We start from the raw sequence: 21,753 nt of genomic DNA, 5'->3' as shown, positions 1-21,753 counted from the left end.
CATTTTGTTTCACTCAATAGAAATTGGGGGCAATTGTCCCATGAGGAAACATCTGGAGAGGGGATGGCATGAACGAGCACGCAAAAAACCGGCATCGCGCGGCGCAGGAAAGCCAGTTCGTCACCCATGACGGCACGTCGCTGTTCTACCGTTTCTGGCCGTCACTCTCCGACAAGCCGAAAGGCGTGATCGTCCTGCTACATCGCGGCCATGAACACAGCGGACGCGTCGCGCACCTCGTCGATGAGCTGGGACTGGACGACTACGCCTTCTACGCATGGGATGCACGCGGCCACGGCCAGTCGCCGGGCGTGCGCGGCTTCTCGCCGTCCTTCGGCGCGTCGATCCGCGACCTCGACAGTTTTGTCACCCATATCCGTCAGGAAACCGGCACGGCCATCGAGGACGTGGCAATCATCGCGCAGAGTGTCGGCGCGGTTCTGGCTGCGGCCTGGGTGCATGATTATGCGCCGAATATTCGGGCGCTGGTGCTGGCTTCGCCCGCTTTCGACATCAAGCTCTATGTGCCATTCGCCAAGGAAGGCATCGGCCTGTGGCAGAAGCTGAAGGGCACGTTCTACGTCAATTCATACGTCAAGCCGCAATTCCTGACCCATGATCCGGAGCGCATCGAATCCTATCGCACCGATCCGCTGATCACACGGCCCATCGCATCGCATATCCTGCTGCAACTCTATGAGACGGCAAAGCGCGTGGTGGACGATGCGCGGGCGATTACCGTTCCGACGCAACTGCTTATTTCCGGCAGCGATTTTGTCGTGCGTCCCGCGCCGCAACATCGCTTCTTCGAGAATCTCGGCAGCCGCATCAAGGAGCGGCATGTTCTGAAAGGGTTCTATCACGACACGCTCGGCGAACGGGATCGCAAACCGGCAATCGAACTCATTCATGATTTCATCGAGGCCCGTTTTGCAGAAAAGCCGCAGCGCGCCGATCTGACCGAAGCGCATATTGCCGGCCACACGCGCGACGAGGCCGACCGGTTGTCGAGCCCGCTGCCGCTTTTGACGGCACAGGGGCTTTACTGGGCATCGACACGCGCTTCGATAGCCTTCGGTGCGTTGTTTTCGGAAGGGTTGAAAGTCGGCAAGCGCACCGGCTTCGATTCCGGTTCGACGCTTGATTACGTCTATGAGAATGAAGCACGCGGCCTTGGGCCGGGCGGCAAGCTCATCGACAAACAGTTTCTGGAAGCTACCGGCTGGCGTGGTATCCGCCAGCGCAAGGTGCATCTGGAAGAACTGATCGGTGCGGCGATCAAACGGCTCAAAAGCGAGGGCCGCTCGACCAATATTCTCGACATTGCCTGCGGCCATGGCCGCTATGTCATCGATGCGGTGGTGCGTGCGGAAGACATGCCGGACAGCATTCACCTGCGCGATTATTCGCCGATCAACGTACTGGCGGGCAACAAGCTCATCCGGGATCGCGGGCTGGAGGCGATTGCCCATATGGAAGAGGGTGACGCATTCAACGAGGAAAGCCTCGCAGCGGTCACGCCGCAGCCGGACCTCGCCATCGTGTCCGGTCTTTACGAACTTTTCCCCGATAATGCGTTGATTAATCGTTCGCTGTCGGGGCTCGCCCGCGTGCAGAAACCCGGCTCATTGCTGATCTACACCAACCAGCCTTGGCATCCGCAGCTCGAAATGATCGCGCGGGCGCTGACGTCGCATCGTGGCGGCGAGGCATGGGTGATGCGCCGCCGCACGCAGGGCGAGATGGACCAGCTTGTCGAGAAGGCGGGTTATCGCAAGATCGAACAGCGCGTCGATCAGTGGGGCATTTTCACCGTCTCGATTGCGGAGCGGGTGGGAGACGGCGAAGCGTGACAGTGCATTTGACGGAACTTGACGGATCTTCGCGGCGGCCTGTGATCCGTCGCGCGATCCTTTGGCTTCTGTTTCTCGCGCCCTTTTTCTACCTGACCTACGGTACGGCGAACTGGCTCGCATCGCAGCAAGGCCATGTGCCGAACCTTGCTTTCGGATGGGAAAGCCAAGTTCCGTTTATCGCCTGGAGCATCGTTCCCTATTGGTCGGTCAATCTGTTTTATGCGATTGCGCTGTTCGTCAATGACAGTCCGAACCAGGTGGACCGGCTGGCAAAGCGCTATCTGACGGCACAGATCATCGCTGTTCTCTGCTTCGTCGCTTTTCCGTTGACCGCAACCTTCGTAAAACCGGCAACGGCTGGTCTTCCGGGTTTTATGTTCGATGTGCTTGGCGGCTTCGACAAACCCTTCAATCAGGCGCCCTCGCTGCATATCGCGCTCCTGATTATCATCTGGGATCAGATGCGCCGCGTGATGGGCGATACCATGCGCGTGGTCTGGCATGTCTGGTGTCTGCTGATCGGTCTGTCGGTGCTGACCACCTATCAGCACCACGCGGTCGATATTCCGGCAGGCGCTTTGCTTGGCCTGTTTGCCTTGTGGCTGTTTCCGCGCAGCGGTCCTTCACCGCTCGCTGGTTTTCAGTTCACATCAGACCCCAAAGCCAGAAGGATCGGGTTTTACTATCTGACGGGTGCAATCCTGTTTCTGGCACTCGCCATCCATGGCCTGACCGTCACCGGCTATGCGATTTTCTGGCTCTGGCCTGCAACCGCACTGGCCATCATGGCCTTTGGCTATTTCGGTGCAGGTGCTGGCATTTTCCAGAAGCAGACAGATGGTTCGGTCAGTCTCGCAAGCCGCTGGCTGCTCTGGCCCTACCGGCTTTTTGCCCGGCTGAATGTGCGGTTCTGGACACGCAAGCTGCCGCCGCATATCGAGCTTGCCGACGGGGTGTTTCTCGGGCGTTTTCCAAAGGCCGCAGAACTCTCATCCTTTGCGGCGGTCATTGATCTTGCCGCTGAAATGGTGCCGCCACCCCATTCTATCGAATGGAAAAGTTTTGGCACGATTGATCTGGTCGCGCCGTCTTCCGAAAAAGTGCAACTGGCCGCCGATGCCGTTGAAGCCGCACGCAACCACGGCCCGGTTCTTGTCTGCTGCGCGCTTGGTTTTCAACGCAGCGCAACAGTTGCGGTCACATGGCTCGTCTCTACCGGGCGTGTCGCCAATGCGCGGGAAGCCGAAGCGCTGATCCGCGCAAAAGGCTGGCCGGTGCATCTGCAATTGGCGGAGGAGCTGACATGAATCCTCCGGCAGCGTCCATGGCAATTGTTCTGCGCCGCAATGGCTTTCTCGGCATTGCTTTCGCAGTCGTTCTTCTTGCGGTCGCACCCTTCATGCGCCCGGCGCATGATCTGGCCTTCTGGCTGATCTGGCCGCTTTTGTTGGTAAGTGCACTGATCGTGCTGGGTATCGCTGCGCATCTTCTGTTCGATGCTGCGCTCTTCAGGTTGATCGCCAGTTCCGGTGAAACCGGCCTTGCTGAAGTGGATCATATTCTGGAGCGCATGGGTCTGCGTTCCAGTGACGGCGCCGTCCGTCCGCTTGCGGCAAGGATTGAAGGCTCGCGACGGATCATGGGGCGTCTGCGTTTCTTCATGGGGCTTGGTATCGTGCTTTTCATTCTGTTGGCCACAGTGCCATTGGGTCAGCCATTGGGATGGGGGCTATGACATGCGGGAACTGATCCGCCATCAGGTGCAATCGATTTTCGGTTCTTTTCTGGCAATCCTGTCGCGCGGGATTACCGGCGTGCGGCCAATCTGGAGCGGCACTGGTCCCTCGCGCAATCAGCGTATCTATTTTGCCAATCACACAAGCCATGGCGATTTCATCCTGCTTTCCTCCTGTCTTGATCAGGAAGAGCGCGCGCGTACCCGTGCTGTCGCTGGTGCCGATTACTGGCGGGGCAACCGCGTGCGCCAGTTCATGGCCGAAGTTCTGTTGCGCACTGTACTCGTTGAACGCAACTGGGTGGAACGCACGCAAGACCCAATGGAAGTGATGCTGAAGGCGCTGGCCGATGGTCATTCGCTCATCATCTTTCCCGAAGGCACGCGCAACATGACCGATGAAGCGCTGCTGCGCTTTCGTTCCGGCATCTATAATCTGGCGCTGGCGCGCCCCGATGTCGAACTGGTGCCGTGCTGGATCGAAAACATGTCGCGCGTGCTGCCCAAGGGCGCCATGCTGCCGGTGCCGCTTCTTTGCCGTGTCATTTTCGGTGCGCCGGTGCAGCTTGGCGACGGCGAGGACCGCAAGGAATTTCTCGCTCGCGCCCGCCAGAGCCTTCTCGATATTCAGCCTCAGAATGGTAATCACTCATGAGTGAAACGACCCGATTATTCCTTGGCCTCATGGGCGTTCTGATAACGGCAAGCGCCGTTGCCGGTGTTCTTTCATGGCGCGCGCCGAAGCCGCTTTCGTCCACGCTGGTCAATCTCAATGCCCGCATCAAGGCATGGTGGATCATGGTCGGGGCCATGTGCATCGCCTTCCTGTTCGGGAAGGGTGGCGTGATCGTGCTGTTCGCGCTGATCTCGTTTGCCGCCTTGCGCGAATATGCGACGCTGACGCAGACACGACGCGCCGACCACCGCGTGCTGCTCGGCATGTTCCTGCTGGTCATTCCGGTGCAATATTATCTGATCTGGATCGACTGGTACGGGCTCTATTCCATCTTCATCCCGGTCTATTGCTTCCTCGCCATGCCGGTTCTGACAGCCCTTTCAGGGGATACGTCGCGCTTTCTGGAGCGCATTAGCGAGCAGCAATGGGGCATTATGCTGTCGGTCTATTGCATAAGCCATGTGCCCGCGCTGATGACGCTGGATATTCCCGGTTTTGACGGCAAGAAGCTGCTGCTGATCGCGTTTCTGGTGGCCACGGTGCAGGGCAGCGATGTGCTACAATATATTTTCGGAAAGCTGTTCGGAAAACATCGCATCGCGCCCAGCATATCGCCATCCAAGACCTGGGAAGGGTTTGTGGGCGGGGTGGCCGCAGCCTCACTTCTGGGGGCAGGTCTTGCATGGCTGACGCCGTTTTCGCCGGTTCAGGCGGGTGCCCTTGCGGCGACGTCATGCATCATGGGCTTCTTCGGCGGGCTCGTTGCTTCCGCCATCAAGCGCGATCGCGGCGTGAAGGACTGGGGCCACATGATCGAAGGACATGGCGGTATGCTCGACCGCGCCGACAGCCTTGTCTTTTCAGCCCCGGTCTTCTTCCATATCGTGCGCTATTTCTGGACCTGAATATCCTGCGCAAAACCGCGCCGCACTTTTGCTGGAAATGCTCGGGTCGGTCAGGGCAGCTTCAAGGCGATGAACTGCGAGACCTGACCGTGGTTGAAATTGTTGTCGGAAGCGAGGATCAGCGTTTTCTTGCCGTCAACCATCGGCCCGAAGGTGACGGCCTCGATATTGTCGATGTCGAGGCCGAAATCGCCTTCGTTGAGCTGGAGGAGAAGTTTCTTGCCGAGCGGTGCCACCGACTGATTGGCCAGTGAGGGTACATTCTTCACATTGCTGGCGCCGTCGAAGGATGCGCGGTAAAGCGAAATGCGATTGCCCACGCCCATGGCGAAAGAGCGCTCGACGGTGAGGAGATCATTTCCGTCGGCAACGAATTCCGACAGGCCGTTATCGTTCCAGAAGGGCGGCAGCGTCGCCTTGGTGAAGATCGGGTCGGTGTCATAGGCATATTCTGCCGTCACATTGCCCGAGGCGAGGTCAAACGCGATGATGCGTGAACGGCTGCCGTGGTCGAGCGTCGCCTTGTCGCCATCCTGTATCAGGGCGTTTTCCGTTCCCGCCAGAAGCGTCTTTCCGTCCGGTGTGATGGTCAGGCTTTCAAAAGACAGATTGTTGCGGATGCCGCGTGTCTTGCTCTCGTCGGGGATGTAGGCTTCCGGCAAAGCAAATTCGCGAATGAAGCTGCCGTTGGTCTTTGCTTCGCCGATAAAAGGCCTGCCATTCCTATCGCCTTCGCTCGACCAGTAGAGCGTGCCGGTCTCCCCGTTGAAACGGATGCTTTCAGGGTCCACATCCTTCAGTTCAAATGGTTTGCCGGCCTTGTCCAGAAGCGTGACAGTTTCCAGAATATCAAGGCTTTGCACGCCGGAACCGTCGATGGCGAGCTTGAGCTTGTAGAAGCGCGCAGGTGCGTTTTCCGAGCGGTCGTCGGAAATGGCGTAATAGACATCCTCTCGCGGATCGTAATCGAGGCCGGAAATTCCACCGAATTCAATGCCGCCAATTTTCAAGCCGGTCGGCAGCGTGATAGCGCCGATAAGTTCCGGCTTCTGCATTTCCTGTGCTGAGGCGCTGGTGGCAAGGGCAAGAAACAGTGCAACAAAAGGTGCTTTCATGACGGATATCCGTTCGATCAGGAAAGTCACCGGATAGCTGTTCTGTTTGACAGGACGATGAAAGCCGGTCTCATACCCTGTCGGCAGTGCGTGTCGGTTCTTCCCTGTCGATCAGATGGGAAGGGGCAGCAAATTGCAGCAGCCTGTTCTTGTTCGTGATCTTGATCGCGGAGGCCTGCACGCTGACGCCATGCGAGCCAAGCGTCGCAAAATTGCGCGACAGGTTTTCCGGCGTCATGCCGAGATAAGCGGCAAGGGTTCGTTTCTCATAAGGGATCATCACGACTTCCGCGCCGTTGTTCAACAGCGATTCCTTGACGATCCAGTTGGCGAGGCGTTGCACACTGCTTCGAAGCTTCTGTGCTTTCAGTTCCTTGACCAGACGGCGATAAGAGCGTGCGGTTTCAAAGACGACGGAACGCATGAAGCCGACATCCTCGCTCATCAAATCCCGGACCAGGCTGGAGGGCACCATCAACACGCGGGTCGGCGTCAATGTCTGGGCGGTCTGCAGGCACACATCGTCATTGAGCACGGCTGCCAGAATGAAGATGTCGTCGGCGCGCAGTATCTCCAGCGCGGTCTCGCCGTCATCCGATTTCGCCGACATCAGCACAAGGCCGTCGAGGATCGCGAACAGAAAGTCCGCAGGCTCGTCTTCCTTGATCAAGGTCGTCCGAGGCGGAAATGACTGCACGAAGCTCGGACGCATGATCCGCTCGAACGTGGCGTCTGCCATGTCCATAAAGAGCGGCAAATTCCTCAATGCGTCGATGTCTTCTTTCCGCATTAAACCTCACTTTCACCCTCAAGTTTTTACCGGTCAATTATGCTTGATAAATATCAATTGCGCAATGCGAATTAATCAATACTTGGATCAAACTAAATCTATTTTTGCCGTTAACGTACGAGTATTTAAAATTCAACTTGAATAGTCTGCCGATATTGATCTTAATCAATGTATTCATCTGACAGTCGACGCATAAGTGCAAACGAAACCTTCCATGGTATTCAATTCGGAGTACGCCTATGCAACATGTCGCAGGGGAAAATCCCAGGGCGCAGACTACGGCGCTAGCGATGAGTACGACCGCTTTTACTGTCTGTTTTGCGGTCTGGACCATCTTTGCAATCATCGGCATTGAAATTCGATCCGAGCTTGGCCTGACGGAAACCCAGTTCGGCCTGCTCGTCGGCACACCTATCCTGACCGGATCGCTGATCCGTGTCATTTTGGGCATCTGGGCGGATCGCTATGGCGGTCGCGCCATTTTCACACTCACAATGCTGGTCTCGGCGGTTGCCACCTACCTTCTGACCTACGCCACCACCTACCCGCAGATGCTGATTGCAGCACTTGGCGTCGGCGTGGCGGGCGGGTCGTTCTCGGTTGGTGTCGCCTATGTCTCGCGCTGGTATCCTCCGGAAAAGCAGGGCGTCGCGCTTGGCATTTTCGGCGCGGGCAATGTTGGCTCGGCGGTGACGAAGTTCTTCGCGCCGATGGTCATGGTTGCATTCGGCTGGCATATGGTTGCCGAAATCTGGGCGGCCGCGATGGTCGTCATGGCACTGATCTTCTACTTCACCACGAGCGACGATCCGGTTCTGGTCGAGCGTCGGCGCACAGGTGAAAAGCCAACCAGCACCCTGATGGAGCTGGAGCCGCTGAAGAACATTCAGGTCTGGCGTTTCTCGCTTTACTATTTCTTCGTCTTCGGCGCATTCGTGGCGCTCGCGCTGTGGCTGCCGCAGTATCTGATCCATGTCTATGGCGTCGATATTCGCCTGGCAGGCATCATCGCGGCGTTCTTCTCCGTCCCGGCAAGCCTGTTCCGCGCCTATGGCGGGCATCTTTCGGATGTCTATGGCGCGCGCCGGGTCATGTACTGGACCTTCGCCGTCTCGCTGGTCGCGACCTTCGTGCTGTCCTATCCGCCGACGGATTATGTCATCCAGAGCGATAACGGCCCGCTGGCCTTCCATGCGGAAATGGGCGTGATCGGCTTCACCATCACCGTCTTCATCCTCGGCTTCTTCATGGCCTTGGGCAAGGCAGCCGTCTTCAAGCATATTCCGGTCTATTATCCGGGCAATGTCGGCTCCGTCGGCGGTCTGGTGGGCATGATCGGCGGTCTTGGCGGCTTCATCCTGCCGATCCTGTTCGGCGTGCTTCTGGACCAGACCGGCCTCTGGACAAGCTGCTTTATGCTGCTCTTTGTCATCGTCGCGGTTTCCTTTGCGTGGATGCATGTCTCGATCCGCCAGATGGAACGCGCAGCCGAAGGCAAGGCGACGGACGAGCTTCCACCCTTTGCCGAATTGCAGGGCCTGAAGAAGGTTGACGTCAAGCCTGCAAAGGGCGATTCCGTCCTCACCGACTGGCGCCCGGACGATCCGACCTTCTGGGAACAGAAGGGAAGGAAGATCGCCAAGCGCAACCTGTGGCTTTCGATCCCCGCGCTTCTCCTGTCCTTCGCCATCTGGCAGGTCTGGTCCGTGGTGGTGGCGAAGCTGCCGCTGGTCGGCTACCAGTTCACGACCGATCAGCTCTTCTGGCTGGCGGCGCTCCCCGGCATTTCGGGCGCGACCTTCCGCATCTTCTATTCCTTCATGGTGCCGATCTTCGGCGGCCGCCTGTGGACCACACTGACCACCTGGTCGCTGGTCATTCCGGCCATCGGTATCGGTTATGCCGTGCAGAACCCGAATACGCCTTATTTCATCTTCCTGCTGCTGGCGCTCTGCTGCGGCTTCGGTGGCGGCAACTTCGCCTCTTCCATGTCCAACATCTCGTTCTTCTTCCCGAAGCATGAGAAGGGCAATGCGGCAGCGCTCAATGCTGGCCTCGGCAATCTCGGCGTCAGCGTCGTGCAGTTCGTGGTTCCGCTGGTCATCACTGCCGGTATCTTCGGCAAGCTTGGCGGTGATCCGGCAATGGTTGCAACCGAAGCCGGCAGCACGCCGCTCTGGCTGCAGAATGCCGGTTTCTTCTTCGTGCCGTTCATCGTCGTCACGGCTTTCGCCAACTGGTTCGGCATGAACGATATCGCGTCGGCCAAGGCTTCGTTTGCCGATCAGGCCGTCATTTTCCGCCGCAAGCACAACTGGATTATGTGCTGGCTCTATACCGGTACTTTCGGCTCGTTCATCGGTTATTCGGCGGGCTTCCCGCTTTTGACCAACATCCTGTTCCCCGAGGTGAACGCGCTTCAGTTCGCCTTCCTCGGACCTCTCGTCGGCGCGTTGTCGCGGTCGGGTTCGGGCTGGCTTGCCGATAAATATGGCGGCGGTCGCGTTACCATCTGGGCATTCGTGCTGATGATGATCGGCGTGGCGGGCGTGCTGTATTTCGTCGGCATCAAGGATCAGCCGAATGCTTTCTGGGGCTTCTTTGCTTCCTTCGTCCTGCTGTTCTTCGCAACCGGTATAGGCAATGCCTCCACTTTCCAGATGATCCCGGCGATCATGTCGAAGGAAATGGTGCGGCTGATGCCAAACGCCACCCCGGAAGAACGCCGCCACGAAGCGGACAAGGAATCTGCTGCCATCACCGGCTTCACCTCGGCCATTGCTGCCTTCGGCGCCTTCTTTATCCCGAAGGGCTACGGCACCTCGATCAGCATGACCGGCGGACCGGAAGCCGCACTCTGGGCCTTCCTGATCTTCTACGTGACATGCCTCATCATCACCTGGGGCGTCTACACCCGAAAAGGCGGTCTGCTCTACGACGTGGAGCACCGCAGCAAACCAGCCGCTGCCGCTGCCTGAAGAAATAAAGTGAGGATATAATCATGAGTCTACTCCTCGATCGCCTGAATTTTCTTGCGCGCAAGAATGTCGGCACCTTCTCGGAAGGCCATGGCGTTACGACCAATGAAAACCGTGACTGGGAAGAGGCCTATCGCAAGCGCTGGCAGCACGACAAGATTGTCCGCTCCACCCATGGCGTGAACTGCACCGGCTCCTGCTCGTGGAAAGTCTACGTCAAGGGCGGCATCATCACCTGGGAAACCCAGCAGACCGATTATCCGCGCACGCGCGCCGATCTTCCGAACCATGAGCCGCGCGGCTGTTCGCGCGGGGCAAGCTATAGCTGGTATGTCTATTCTGCCAACCGGGTGAAATATCCGCTGATCCGCTCCCGCCTCCTGAAGCTGTGGCGCAAGGAACGTGCATTGAAAACGCCGGTCGCAGCCTGGGCCGCGATCCAGCAGGACCCAGCCAAGCGCGCCGATTATATGAAAGTGCGCGGTCTCGGCGGCTTCGTTCGCGCAACGTGGGAAGAGGTCAACGAGATCATCGCCGCGGCCAACGCCTACACCGCCAAGACCTATGGACCGGACCGCGTGATCGGCTTCTCGCCGATTCCGGCCATGTCGATGGTGTCCTATGCGGCGGGCTCGCGTTACCTGTCGCTGCTGGGCGGCGTCTGCATGTCGTTCTATGACTGGTATTGCGATCTGCCGCCAGCATCGCCGCAGACCTGGGGCGAACAAACCGATGTGCCGGAATCGGCTGACTGGTACAATGCCGGTTTCCTGATGCTCTGGGGTTCCAACGTACCGCAGACCCGCACGCCGGATGCGCATTTCTATACGGAAGTGCGCTACAAGGGCACCAAGTCGGTCGTTGTCTGCCCCGACTATTCGGAAGCCGCAAAATTCTCCGACCTGTGGCTGCATCCCAAGCAGGGCACCGATGCCGCGCTTGCCATGGCGCTTGGCCATGTGATCCTGCGCGAATATCACCTTGACCGGCAGGTTCCCTATTTCGAGAATTACTGCCGTAAATATTCCGATTTCCCGATGCTGGTCATGCTCTCGAAGAAGGACGGACGTTATGTGCCGGATCGCTTCCTGCGCGCTTCCGACTTCAAGGGCGATCTCGGCGAAGGCAATAATCCAGACTGGAAGACGGTCGCCTTCGATACGAAATCGGGTGCCTATGTTGCGCCGCAGGGCTCCATCGGTTTCCGCTGGGGTGATGATGGCCAGTGGAACCTTGAAGAAAAGGACGGCAAGGGCAAGGATGTGGAGCTTGCCAAGAGCTTCATCGACAAGGACAGCCACGATGCCGTTGCCGATGTGGCATTCCCATATTTCGGCAACCGCGAGCACGACTACTTCGAAGGCACGGACCATGACAGCGTGCTGGTGCGCAAGGTTCCGGCCCGCAAGCTGAAGCTCAAGGGCGGCGACGTCATGGTGGCGACGGTGTTTGATCTCTTCGCAGCCAATTACGGTCTCGATCGCGGGCTTGGCGACGAGAATTCCGCCAAGTCCTATGACGAGGGCCTGCCATATACCCCGGCCTGGGCAGAGAAGATCACGGGCGTCCCGCGCGACCAGATCATTGCTGTTGCCCGCGAATTCGCAACCAATGCCGAAAAGACCAATGGCCGTTCGATGGTCATCCTCGGTGCCGGTCTCAATCACTGGTATCACATGGACATGAACTATCGCGGCATCATCAACATGCTGGTGATGTGCGGCTGTGTGGGCCAGTCCGGCGGCGGCTGGAGCCATTATGTGGGGCAGGAAAAGCTGCGTCCGCAGACCGGCTGGACAGCGCTTGCCTTCGCGCTCGACTGGAATCGTCCGCCGCGCCATATGAATTCGACCTCGTTCTTCTATGCGCATACCGACCAGTGGCGCTACGAGACCGTGAAGGTGCAGGACATTCTCTCGCCCACCGCGCCTGAGGGCGCGTGGGACGGCACGATGATCGACTACAACATCCGTGCCGAGCGCATGGGCTGGCTGCCTTCCGCGCCGCAGCTCCAGACCAACCCGCTGGAGCTTGCCAAGGAGGCCGCCGCGTCGGGCAAGGAGCCGAAAGACTTCATCGCGAATGCTTTGAAGAACGGCACCGTCACCATGTCCTGCGAGGACCCCGACCACGAGGCCAACTGGCCGCGCAACATGTTCGTCTGGCGCTCGAACCTGCTTGGTTCCTCGGGCAAGGGGCATGAGTATTTCCTGAAGCATCTGCTCGGCACGTCGAACGGCCTGCTTGGCAAGGATCTGGGTCAGGAAGGCGCACAGGAAAGCCGTGAGGCCGTGTGGCATGAGAATGCTCCGGAAGGAAAGCTCGACCTGCTGGTCACGCTCGATTTCCGCATGTCCACAACTTGCGTCTATTCCGATATCGTTCTGCCGACTGCCACCTGGTACGAGAAGAACGACCTCAATACTTCCGACATGCACCCCTTCATCCATCCGCTGTCGAGCGCAGCCGACCCGGCCTGGGAAGCACGCAGCGACTGGGAAATCTTCAAGGGTATCGCGAAGAAGTTCTCGGAAGTGGCGCCGGAAGTGCTGGGTGTCGAGAAGGACATCGTTCTTGTGCCGACCCTGCATGACACGGCGGGCGAACTGGCGCAGCCGAAGGATGTTCTTGACTGGAAGAAGGGCGAAGTCGAGCCGATCCCCGGCAAGACCATGCCATCGGTCGTGGTTGTGGAGCGCGATTATCCAAACCTCTACAAGCGCTATACGTCCGTTGGGCCGCTTCTTGACAAGCTGGGCAATGGCGGCAAGGGCATTTCGTGGAATACCGAACACGAGGTCGAGCTGCTCGCCAATCTGAACGGCAAGGTTCAGGAACCAGGGGCAAGCGAGGGACGTCCGCGCATCTATACCGATGTTGACGCAACCGAGGTTATTCTGTCGCTTGCGCCGGAAACCAACGGCGAAGTGGCGGTCAAGGCATGGGAAGCGCTGTCGAAGTTCACAGGCCGCGACCATTCGCATCTCGCGATCCCGAAGGAAGACGAGAAGATCCGCTATCGCGATATTGTTGCGCAACCGCGCAAGATCATCTCCTCGCCAACCTGGTCGGGCATCGAGTCCGAAACAGTCTGCTACAATGCAGGCTATACCAACGTGCACGAGCTGATCCCGTGGCGCACGCTGACCGGCCGTCAGCAGCTCTATCAGGATCACCTGTGGATGCGTGCATTCGGCGAAGGTTTCTGCGTCTATCGCCCGCCGATCGATACCAAGACGGTCAACCCGGCAATCCGTGAAAAGGCGGACGGCAAGCCGCATCTGGTGCTGAACTTCATCACGCCGCACCAGAAATGGGGTATCCACTCCACCTATACGGACAATCTCCTAATGCTGACGCTCAATCGCGGCGGGCCGGTTGTCTGGATTTCGGAACCGGATGCAGCAAGGGCAGGCCTTGTCGATAATGACTGGGTGGAAGTCTACAACGCCAATGGCGCCATTGTGGCCCGTGCGGTCGTCTCCCAGCGCATGAAGGACGGAACCGTCTTCATGTATCATGCGCAGGAGAAGATCGTGAATACGCCCGGCTCGCCGCTCACCGGCCAGCGCGGCGGCATTCACAACTCCGTCACTCGCATCATCACCAAGCCGACGCATATGATCGGCGGCTACGCCCACCAGTCCTATGGCTTCAACTATTACGGAACCGTCGGCTCAAACCGTGACGAGTTCGTGGTCGTGCGCAAGCTTGAGAAAGTGGACTGGATGGAAGGTCCGCTTGAAGAAGGCAACCAGAGCTCCGCAGCGAAGGAGGCAGCAGAATGAAAATCCGTGCCCAAATTGGAATGGTGCTCAATCTCGACAAGTGCATCGGCTGCCACACCTGCTCCGTGACGTGCAAGAACGTCTGGACCAACCGTGAAGGCGTGGAATATGCCTGGTTCAACAATGTCGAGACCAAGCCCGGCATCGGCTTCCCCAAGGAATGGGAAAACCAGAAGAAGTGGAACGGCGGCTGGGTCCGCAAGAAGAACGGCAAGATAGAGCCGAAGATGGGCTCCAAGTGGCGCATCCTCGCCAAGATTTTCGCCAATCCGGACCTGCCTGAAATCGACGACTATTATGAGCCGTTCGACTTCGATTACGGCCATCTCCAGACGGCAGGCGAAAGCAGGACCATGCCGACCGCCCGTCCGCGCTCGCTGATTTCCGGCGAGCGGATGGAAAAGATCGAATGGGGCCCGAACTGGGAAGAAATTCTCGGCGGTGAATTCGCCAAGCGTTCGAAGGACTATAATTTCGAAGGCGTGGAAAAGGAAATCTACGGCCAGTTCGAAAACACCTTCATGATGTATCTGCCGCGCCTTTGCGAGCACTGCCTCAACCCGACCTGCGTTGCGGCCTGCCCGTCAGGGGCGATCTACAAGCGCGAGGATGACGGCATTGTCCTGATCGATCAGGAAAAGTGCCGCGGCTGGCGCATGTGCGTCTCCGGTTGCCCCTACAAGAAGATTTATTACAACTGGAGTTCGGGCAAGTCCGAAAAGTGCATCTTCTGCTATCCGCGCATTGAAGCAGGCCAGCCGACCGTATGTTCGGAAACCTGCGTGGGCCGCATCCGTTATCTGGGTGTGATGCTCTATGATGCCGACCGTATTTCGGAGGCCGCTTCCACGGCCAATGAACAGGATCTCTATCAGGAACAGCTCAACATCTTCCTCGATCCGAACGATCCTGCCGTGATCGAACAGGCGCGCAAGGACGGTGTGCCGGAAGCCTGGCTGGAATCCGCCAAGCATTCGCCGGTCTACAAGATGGCGATGGACTGGAAGATTGCCTTCCCGCTCCATCCTGAATACCGCACCCTGCCGATGGTCTGGTACGTACCGCCGCTCTCGCCGCTCCAGTCGGCTGCCGCCGCTGGCAAGCTTGGTATGGATGGTCCGCTGCCGGATGTTCGTTCGATGCGCATCCCGGTCCGCTACCTTGCCAATCTTCTGACGGCAGGCAAGGAAGAGCCGGTCATCTCGGCGCTGGAACGCATGCTCGCCATGCGTGCCTATATGCGGGCCAAGACCGTCGATGGTGTTATCGACGAGGCGATTGCCGACCGCGTCGGCATGAGCAGCGCGATGATCGAGGAAATGTACCACATCATGGCGATTGCCAATTACGAAGACCGCTTCGTCATCCCGACCACGCATCGTGAAATCACCGAGGATGCCTATGACGTGCGCGGCTCCTGCGGCTTTACCTTCGGCAATGGCTGCTCGGGTGGAACATCGACCGAAGACCTGTTCGGCTCCAAGCGCCAGAAGGTGGTCCAGACGCCAACCGATATTTTCAGGGAGCAGGTGTAATGAACAAGACCCTGAAAATCATATCGCTGCTGCTGTCCTATCCGACCGCCGAGCTGCAACTCGGCGGCGAGGAGCTGAAAGAGGCGCTTGCCGGGGAAAAACTTTCGCCCGGCATCCGCAGGCTTCTCGACAGTCTTGTCGATTATGTCTGCGACTGCGACCTCTACGAGGCACAGGAACGCTACGTGCATCTTTTTGACCGCACGCGGTCGCTGTCACTGCATCTTTTCGAGCATGTACACGGCGAAAGCCGCGACCGCGGCCAGGCCATGGTCGATCTCATGAAGATGTATGACGACAACGGCTTTGTTGTCGATGCCAAGGAACTGCCGGACTATCTGCCGCTGTTTCTGGAATTCCTGTCAACGCGCTCGCCGGAGGAAATCCACGATCTCCTCACCCAGACGGGCCATATCTCGGCGGCTATCGGCGAACGTCTGCGCAAGCGCCAGTCGCCCTATGCCAACGCCTTTGCGGCGCTGCTTCATGTCGCCAATGCCAAGCCGGACAAAAACCTCGTCGGAGAACTGCTTCGGCAAGAAGAAGACGACCCGAACGATCTGGCCGCGCTCGACCGCATCTGGGAAGAAGAAGCGGTAACGTTTGGCGGCAATGCAGGCGACAATTCCTGCGGCCCGGACCGGTTGCGCACGCAGATGCGTGCAGCACAGCGCAAGCCCGGCTCCCCGTCCAACCCTTCACATATATAGGAGACGGAAAATGGCTTACCTCCATACGTTTCTTTTCGGCATCTATCCCTACATCGCATTGAGCGTGCTCGTGTTCGGTTCGATCTTCCGCTATGACCGCGAGCCCTATACGTGGCGTTCCGGCTCAAGCCAGCTTTTGCGGCGCAAGCAGCTCATGTGGGGTTCGGTTCTGTTCCATCTCGGCGTGCTGTTCATCTTCGCCGGTCATTTGGTTGGCCTGCTGACCCCGATCTGGGTCTTCGACATGCTTGGCGTCAGCCATGAGGCAAAGCAGATTCTCGCCGTCGTGGCGGGTGGTATCGCCGGTGTGATGGCAATCATTGGCGCCAGCATGCTCGTGCATCGCCGTGTGTTCGATCCGCGCGTTCGGGCGTCCTCACGACCGACCGATACGCTGATTATCATTCTGTTGTGGTTGCAGCTTCTGCTGGGTCTCGGCACCATTCCGATCTCGCTACAGCATCTGGACGGCGGCGAAATGGTGACTTTCATGAACTGGGCGCAAGGCATCTTCACCTTCAATCCGGCTGCATCGAGCTACATCACCAATGCGTCGATTGTCTTCAAGATGCATATCTTCCTGGGGCTTACCATCTTCCTCCTGTTCCCGTTCACGCGTCTTGTGCATATGCTGAGTGCGCCGGTGCGCTACATCTGGCGTCCGGGCTATCAGGTCGTGCGTGAGCGCAACCATACGGCTCAGCCCTCGCATATGCGTATTCCTGCGGAGTAAGGCTCATGGTGACACTTTTTGACCGGAAACAGCCATCTGAACAATCGCATGAGCATGCTCATGCCCATAATACGGGCTACACGACCTATCAGGAGCCGGATACGCGCGTGCCACCGAAGCCGCGCCCGGTCTTCGATGCGGTGTCCGTCAATGGCGTGGCGATCAACGAAACCGACATTCTGACGGAGGCGCAAAACCATCCGTCGGACAATCCCGGCGCGGCGCTGCTTGCCGCCGCGCGGGCGCTGGCCGTGCGCGAGCTTCTTTTGCAGCGCGCAAGGGAAGCGGGCATCGTACCCGAGCACGAGAAGGATGCAGAAGGGCGCAGCGAGACCGACGAGGATGCGCTGGTGCGCATGGTGATCGAACGGGAGGTGGAAGTGCCTTCCGCCACCCGTGAGGAAGCCTTGCGCTTTTACGAAAACAACCGCCATCGCTTTACCAGTGCGCCCATTCTGGAGGCGAGCCATATCCTGATCGCCGCTGATCCGGCCGACCAGCAGGAGCGCGAGAAAGCCCGTGCAACCGCATCCCATCTGGCGTCGTCGGTGATTGCCGCACCTGCCACTTTCGCCTCGGTTGCGCATGAATATTCGTCTTGCCCTTCAGGCGCGCAAGGCGGCAATCTCGGTCAGCTCACACGCGGCAGCACGGTGCCTGAGTTCGAGCGGGCGCTGGAGCGCCTCACAGTTGGCGAAATAACGCCAGCCCCGATTGAAAGCCGCTTCGGCTTTCATATCGTGCGGCTTGACCGCCGTATCGAGGGCGAGGAATTGCCGTTCGATTATGTCGCCGACAGGATTGCCGGCTGGCTGGAGGCCTCCACCTGGTCGAAGGCCGTGTCGCAATATATCGCGATCCTCGCAGCCGATGCCGACATTACCGGCATTGATCTGCTGTCGAGCGAGGGAGCCGGGGCATGAGCCGCGAACCGACACTTGCCGCCATCCTGGCCGCAAAGGATGTGCCGGTGGACCAGCTTCTGGCTGGCGTAGCGCATCGGGCCAGGCAGGCGGGCTTACGCGTGGCGGGCTTTCTTCAGCACCGCGAAAGCAACACGGATGAATGCTGCCGCGATATCGAGATCGAGCATATTGGCACCGGCGTGACGCAGATTATCTCGCAGTCGCTTGGTTCTGGGTCGAAGGGGTGTCGTCTCGATCCGGCGGCTCTTGCCGATGTGGCAGGTTCGCTTCTGGCGGAACTGGACGGCGGCGCCGATATGCTGATCCTCAACCGTTTCGGCAAGGGCGAGACGGAAGGGCACGGTTTCCGCTCCATCATCGAAACGGCCTATGCGCGCCAGATTCCGGTGCTGACCGTGGTGCGGGAAACCTATGTCGAAGGCTGGAACGACTTCGCCGGTGATTGCGGCGTTCTTCTTGCTCCCGACAGCAAGGCAACGCTTGGGTGGTTCGACCGGGTGACAGAACTCCGGCAATTGCCGGAAGCCGTTTGACGGCGGATATGCTATTTTTTACGCATTATTCTGCGCAAAACCGCTTCGCACTTTTGCTGGAAATGCTCTACAGGTCGAGCTGGTCGCGACGGTCTTCCGCAATCAGCTTGCGGATCTGATAGACGATCTGGTCTCCATGCGCCTTGCCAAGCAGGTCGGCGGTATCCACGTCCCGTTCTTCAATGGCGCGGATCATGTCTTCATGTTCGGTGACGTAGCGCTCGGGCAGCCGGTCAGCAAAGGACTGGTAATAGAGGCGCAACAGCCTGCGTCCTTCATCGAGAAGCCTTGAAAAGAAGGTGGTGTAGAAGGGATTGCGACCCGCTTCCGCAATAGCCGCATGAAAGTCGCGGTTTGTCGCGATCATTTCCAGCGCGTTTTGTGAGCGGACTGCGCGGGCAAAAGCTTCCTGATGCGCGCGGATGTTTTCAAGATCCTTGTCGGTCCGGTTGCGGGCGGCAAGCCGCGTCGTTACGCGGTACATCAGCGTTACCGCGTCGAAAAATGCGGGGAGGCTCAGAAAGTCGATATTGGACACAACAGTCGAGCGATTGGGAAGCGTAGTTACGAAGCCGTCACTTGCCAGCCGCACCAAAGCTTCGCGTATAGGTGTCCGCGACATGGAAAAGCGTTCGGCTAGCTGGTTTTCATCAATGGGGCTACCGGGCGCAAGCGAAAGATCGATGATCTCGTCGCGCAGCACGTCGTAAACCAGCTTGACACCTGAACCCTTCTTCCGGTCGGCTGTCTGGTTTGCGTCGTCTTTGTCCATGATCTTGTCTGTCCTCAGTCGTGATGTTTTGGCGACCCGGAAATAGGTACGGCGCGGCAAATCGCGCTCCAAACACCAGTTTCAGCATAGAGCGCTTCCTGTTCTGCGAAGCGTGAGAAATGCTCTATCCATTTGTTTTTACGCATTATCCAACGCAAAACCGCTTCGCACTTTTGCTGGAAATGCGCATCCAGTCAAGCAATCCTACCTCAAACAAAAATTTTGGTCGACAAGAAAAATACAAAGTGTATATTTGATTTCAATACAAGGTTCGGCAGACCGATTGTAGATCCAGCCCGCGTGAAGAACGCTCAAGGAAAAACGTCCAAGGAACGACGCTATGACCTCTAACATTTTCTCCGGTTGCATTCCGGCCCTCATGACCCCCTGCAAGCCCGACCGCACGCCGGATTTCGATGCGCTGGTCCGCAAAGGCAAGGAACTGATCGCGAAGGGCATGTCTGCGGTTGTCTATTGCGGTTCCATGGGTGACTGGCCGCTTCTCTCGGACGAGGAACGCATGGCTGGCGTCGAAGCGCTTGCCAAGGCAGGCGTGCCCGTCGTCGTCGGCACCGGCGCTGTCAACACGAAGATCGCCGCCGCCCACGCAGCCCATGCGCAGAAAGTTGGCGCGAAGGGCCTGATGGTCATTCCGCGCGTTCTCTCGCGTGGGTCGTCGATCTCGGCGCAGAAGGCCCATTTCAAGGCGATCCTTGCGGCAGCTCCCGATCTGCCAGCCGTTATCTACAACAGCCCGTATTACGGCTTTGCGACCCGCGCCGACCTTTTCTTCGCACTGCGTGCGGAACATCCGAACCTCATTGGCTTCAAGGAATTCGGCGGTGCGGAAGCCATGCGTTACGCAGCCGAAAACATCACGAGCGCCGATGACAATGTAACCCTGATGGTCGGCGTCGATACCGGCGTTTTCCACGGCTTCGTCAATTGCGGTGCAACCGGTGCGATCACCGGCATCGGCAATGTGCTGCCGAAGGAAGTCCAGCATCTCGTGGCATTGTCGAAGGCGGCCGCCACAGGCGATGTCGCGGCGCGCAAGCTGGCGCTGGAACTGGAAGCCGCACTGGACGTACTGTCATCCTTCGATGAAGGCCCGGACCTCGTTCTCTTCTACAAGCATATGATGGTTCTGACCGGCAATCCGGAATATGAACTGCATTTCAACGAGACGGACAAGCTGTCCGATAGCCAGCGCGGCTATTGCGAAACCCAGTTGAAGCTCTTCCAGACCTGGTATGCCGACTGGAACAAGCAGGGCGGCGCAGCGGCGAAATACGCCGCCTGAAATCTAGGTCCTGACCCTTCACAGATAAAACAAAAAGGCGCCGAATTCCGGCGCCTTTTTGTTTGGGATCATGACACTGCGTCGAGACCCTTTTCCTTCAGTTTTTCCAGAAGCGCAATCTCGTCGGCGCTGAGCGTGATGCCCTTGGCCAATGAATCGCGGCGAGCGGCAAAGCGGCGCTGCGACGGCAGGCGTGCGCCCTGTCCGGCAATCGCTTCGATCAGGATTTCGCCACGCTCCTGCGGGTTGCCGCGGCCACCTGCCATGCGGGCAGGGTCGAAGGCAATGATGAGTTCGCCATGGCGCGGCGCAAGCGTCGTCGTGCCAAGGAAGTCCAGTGCCTCGGGGCTGGTGAAATCACCGATCATCACACCGGCCAAAAGCTCGATCATCGTGGAGATGGCCGATCCCTTGTGCCCGCCAAACGGCAGCATTGCTCCTGCAAGGGCGGCTTCAGGATCGGTCGTCGGATTGCCGTCCGCATCGACGGCCCATCCTTCGGGTAGCTGCTTTCCGGCACGACGGTAAAGTTCCAGTTCGCCACGTGCGGCAACGCTGGTGGCAAAGTCGAACACATAAGGGTAATCGCCGGAGCGAGGCCAGCCGAAGGCGAAGGGGTTGGTGCCGAGAAGCGGCTTCGTTCCGCCTGCTGGCGCCACGGTGGCATAGCTCGGGCACATGGCCATTGCCGCGAGGCCCTGTTCGGCAAGTGCTTCGACTTCAGGCCACAAGGCTGCGAAATGGGTGCAGTCGTTGATCGCCAGCGCTGCGATACCAAGCTTGCGTGCCTTCTCTACGAGGGCAGGCGTGCCGCGTTCGAATGCCAGATTGGCAAAGCCGCCCTTGGCATCGACGCGGACGACGGCGCTGTCGTCGGTCGTGACGACAGGGTCGGCATCGGCGACAACCTTGCCGCTCTTCAGCGTGCGCAGGCAGCCTTCGATACGGTAGACACCATGCGATTTGCAGCCGTCGCGTTCACCCGCCACAATCGTCTTGGCGATGGCTGCGGCATGATCGGGGCTGAAACCCGCCCTGTGCAGGATTTCTCGCACAAGCTTGGCGAGTTCTTCTGTCGAAATCGAAATGGTGTCGCTCATTCTGTCATTCCTATCCAATTCTTGGGCGCAATTCTTTGGACGCAGTTCTTGGGGTCGGGTCGCGTGTAGGCGAATATCGTTCGTTAAATGCATACAAGATGCATGCAGGGTTGTCATGTCGGGCGCTCATACCGGAGGCTGCGGCAAAAGGGCTGGTGGCAACATCGAATGGTGCGATGCAGAAAAGCAATCAGTTTTATTCTGAGCGTCATTATCAGGAATAACTTCACCTGTTTGATCCAGATCAAAGAGGTTGGCAGGCGACAGGTCTAAATCCCGTGACGTGGCGCGTTAAAGC

Annotated in this window: 17 protein-coding genes; 13 read left to right on the top strand and 4 right to left on the bottom strand. The window is 58.5% G+C overall.

Going from position 1 to position 21,753, the window contains the following annotated elements; translation table 11 throughout:
• The first annotated feature begins 68 nt into the window (after nt 1-68).
• From F9K91_RS01225 to F9K91_RS01205, 5 genes are read left to right on the top strand one after another with little or no spacing between them, the layout of a single operon-like run.
• A complete protein-coding gene (locus F9K91_RS01225) occupies nt 69-1,853 on the top strand; it encodes a bifunctional alpha/beta hydrolase/class I SAM-dependent methyltransferase (protein ID WP_151676976.1) in 1,785 nt (594 codons plus the stop codon).
• The gene (locus tag F9K91_RS01220) at nt 1,850-3,163 is read left to right on the top strand and encodes a phosphatase PAP2/dual specificity phosphatase family protein (RefSeq protein ID WP_151676975.1); all 1,314 of its coding nucleotides are present in this window, start codon (nt 1,850-1,852) and stop codon (nt 3,161-3,163) included. The genes F9K91_RS01225 and F9K91_RS01220 overlap by 4 nt, the downstream gene beginning before the upstream one ends.
• Nucleotides 3,160-3,591: a hypothetical protein gene (locus F9K91_RS01215; protein ID WP_151676974.1), complete on the top strand. Its 432-nt coding sequence runs from the start codon at nt 3,160-3,162 to the stop codon at nt 3,589-3,591. The genes F9K91_RS01220 and F9K91_RS01215 overlap by 4 nt, the downstream gene beginning before the upstream one ends.
• 1 nt (nt 3,592) lies before the next feature.
• Nucleotides 3,593-4,246, top strand: coding sequence for a lysophospholipid acyltransferase family protein (locus F9K91_RS01210; protein WP_151557045.1), 654 nt, complete (start codon nt 3,593-3,595; stop codon nt 4,244-4,246).
• Entirely contained in the window at nt 4,243-5,172 is a 930-nt protein-coding gene (locus F9K91_RS01205; RefSeq protein ID WP_151676973.1) for a phosphatidate cytidylyltransferase, read from the top strand. The genes F9K91_RS01210 and F9K91_RS01205 overlap by 4 nt, the downstream gene beginning before the upstream one ends.
• Nucleotides 5,173-5,222: 50 nt before the next feature.
• Here the strand turns inward: F9K91_RS01205 and F9K91_RS01200 are convergent, their stop codons facing one another.
• Entirely contained in the window at nt 5,223-6,287 is a 1,065-nt protein-coding gene (locus F9K91_RS01200) for an esterase-like activity of phytase family protein (RefSeq protein WP_151676972.1), read from the bottom strand.
• Between the two features lie 70 nt (nt 6,288-6,357).
• Entirely contained in the window at nt 6,358-7,077 is a 720-nt protein-coding gene (locus tag F9K91_RS01195) for a cyclic nucleotide-binding domain-containing protein (RefSeq protein WP_061346722.1), read from the bottom strand.
• A 239-nt stretch (nt 7,078-7,316) separates the two neighbouring features.
• Here F9K91_RS01195 and F9K91_RS01190 point away from each other — a divergent pair, with 239 nt between their 5' ends.
• Genes F9K91_RS01190 through F9K91_RS01160 form a run of 7 tightly spaced genes read left to right on the top strand, consistent with a single transcriptional unit; the run spans nt 7,317 to nt 18,280 of the window.
• Entirely contained in the window at nt 7,317-10,055 is a 2,739-nt protein-coding gene (locus F9K91_RS01190) for a nitrate/nitrite transporter (protein WP_151676971.1), read from the top strand.
• Between the two features lie 23 nt (nt 10,056-10,078).
• The gene (locus F9K91_RS01185; RefSeq protein ID WP_151676970.1) at nt 10,079-13,843 is read left to right on the top strand and encodes a nitrate reductase subunit alpha; all 3,765 of its coding nucleotides are present in this window, start codon (nt 10,079-10,081) and stop codon (nt 13,841-13,843) included.
• Nucleotides 13,840-15,378 (top strand): nitrate reductase subunit beta, encoded by a 1,539-nt coding sequence (narH, locus tag F9K91_RS01180; protein ID WP_151557035.1) that lies wholly within the window; start codon nt 13,840-13,842, stop codon nt 15,376-15,378. Before F9K91_RS01185 ends, narH begins: the two co-directional genes overlap by 4 nt.
• On the top strand, nt 15,378-16,088 hold the full coding sequence (gene narJ / locus F9K91_RS01175) for a nitrate reductase molybdenum cofactor assembly chaperone (RefSeq protein ID WP_151557033.1): 711 nt from the start codon (nt 15,378-15,380) through the stop codon (nt 16,086-16,088). The genes narH and narJ overlap by 1 nt, the downstream gene beginning before the upstream one ends.
• Before the next feature lie 10 nt (nt 16,089-16,098).
• Nucleotides 16,099-16,821, top strand: coding sequence for a respiratory nitrate reductase subunit gamma (gene narI, locus F9K91_RS01170; RefSeq protein ID WP_151676969.1), 723 nt, complete (start codon nt 16,099-16,101; stop codon nt 16,819-16,821).
• Between the two features lie 5 nt (nt 16,822-16,826).
• The gene (locus F9K91_RS01165; protein WP_151557030.1) at nt 16,827-17,744 is read left to right on the top strand and encodes a peptidylprolyl isomerase; all 918 of its coding nucleotides are present in this window, start codon (nt 16,827-16,829) and stop codon (nt 17,742-17,744) included.
• Complete coding sequence (locus tag F9K91_RS01160) at nt 17,741-18,280, top strand: DUF2478 domain-containing protein (RefSeq protein WP_151557028.1); 540 nt, start codon at nt 17,741-17,743, stop codon at nt 18,278-18,280. Before F9K91_RS01165 ends, F9K91_RS01160 begins: the two co-directional genes overlap by 4 nt.
• 67 nt (nt 18,281-18,347) lie before the next feature.
• On the opposite strand, the gene F9K91_RS01155 is transcribed toward F9K91_RS01160, so the two are convergent.
• On the bottom strand, nt 18,348-19,052 hold the full coding sequence (locus tag F9K91_RS01155) for a GntR family transcriptional regulator (protein ID WP_006468363.1): 705 nt from the start codon (nt 19,050-19,052) through the stop codon (nt 18,348-18,350).
• 340 nt (nt 19,053-19,392) lie between these two features.
• On the opposite strand from F9K91_RS01155, the gene F9K91_RS01150 reads away from it, so the two are divergent.
• The gene (locus F9K91_RS01150) at nt 19,393-20,355 is read left to right on the top strand and encodes a dihydrodipicolinate synthase family protein (RefSeq protein WP_109986713.1); all 963 of its coding nucleotides are present in this window, start codon (nt 19,393-19,395) and stop codon (nt 20,353-20,355) included.
• Between the two features lie 68 nt (nt 20,356-20,423).
• Here F9K91_RS01150 and F9K91_RS01145 read toward each other — a convergent pair whose 3' ends face one another.
• Complete coding sequence (locus F9K91_RS01145; protein ID WP_151557026.1) at nt 20,424-21,455, bottom strand: Ldh family oxidoreductase; 1,032 nt, start codon at nt 21,453-21,455, stop codon at nt 20,424-20,426.
• Nucleotides 21,456-21,753: the final 298 nt, after the last annotated feature.

Source organism: Brucella tritici, assembly GCF_008932295.1.
GTDB classification, from domain to species: Bacteria; Pseudomonadota; Alphaproteobacteria; order Rhizobiales; family Rhizobiaceae; genus Brucella; species Brucella tritici.
Note: the sequence above shows the minus strand (reverse complement) of the source record. Positions and strands in the feature narration are given on the sequence as shown.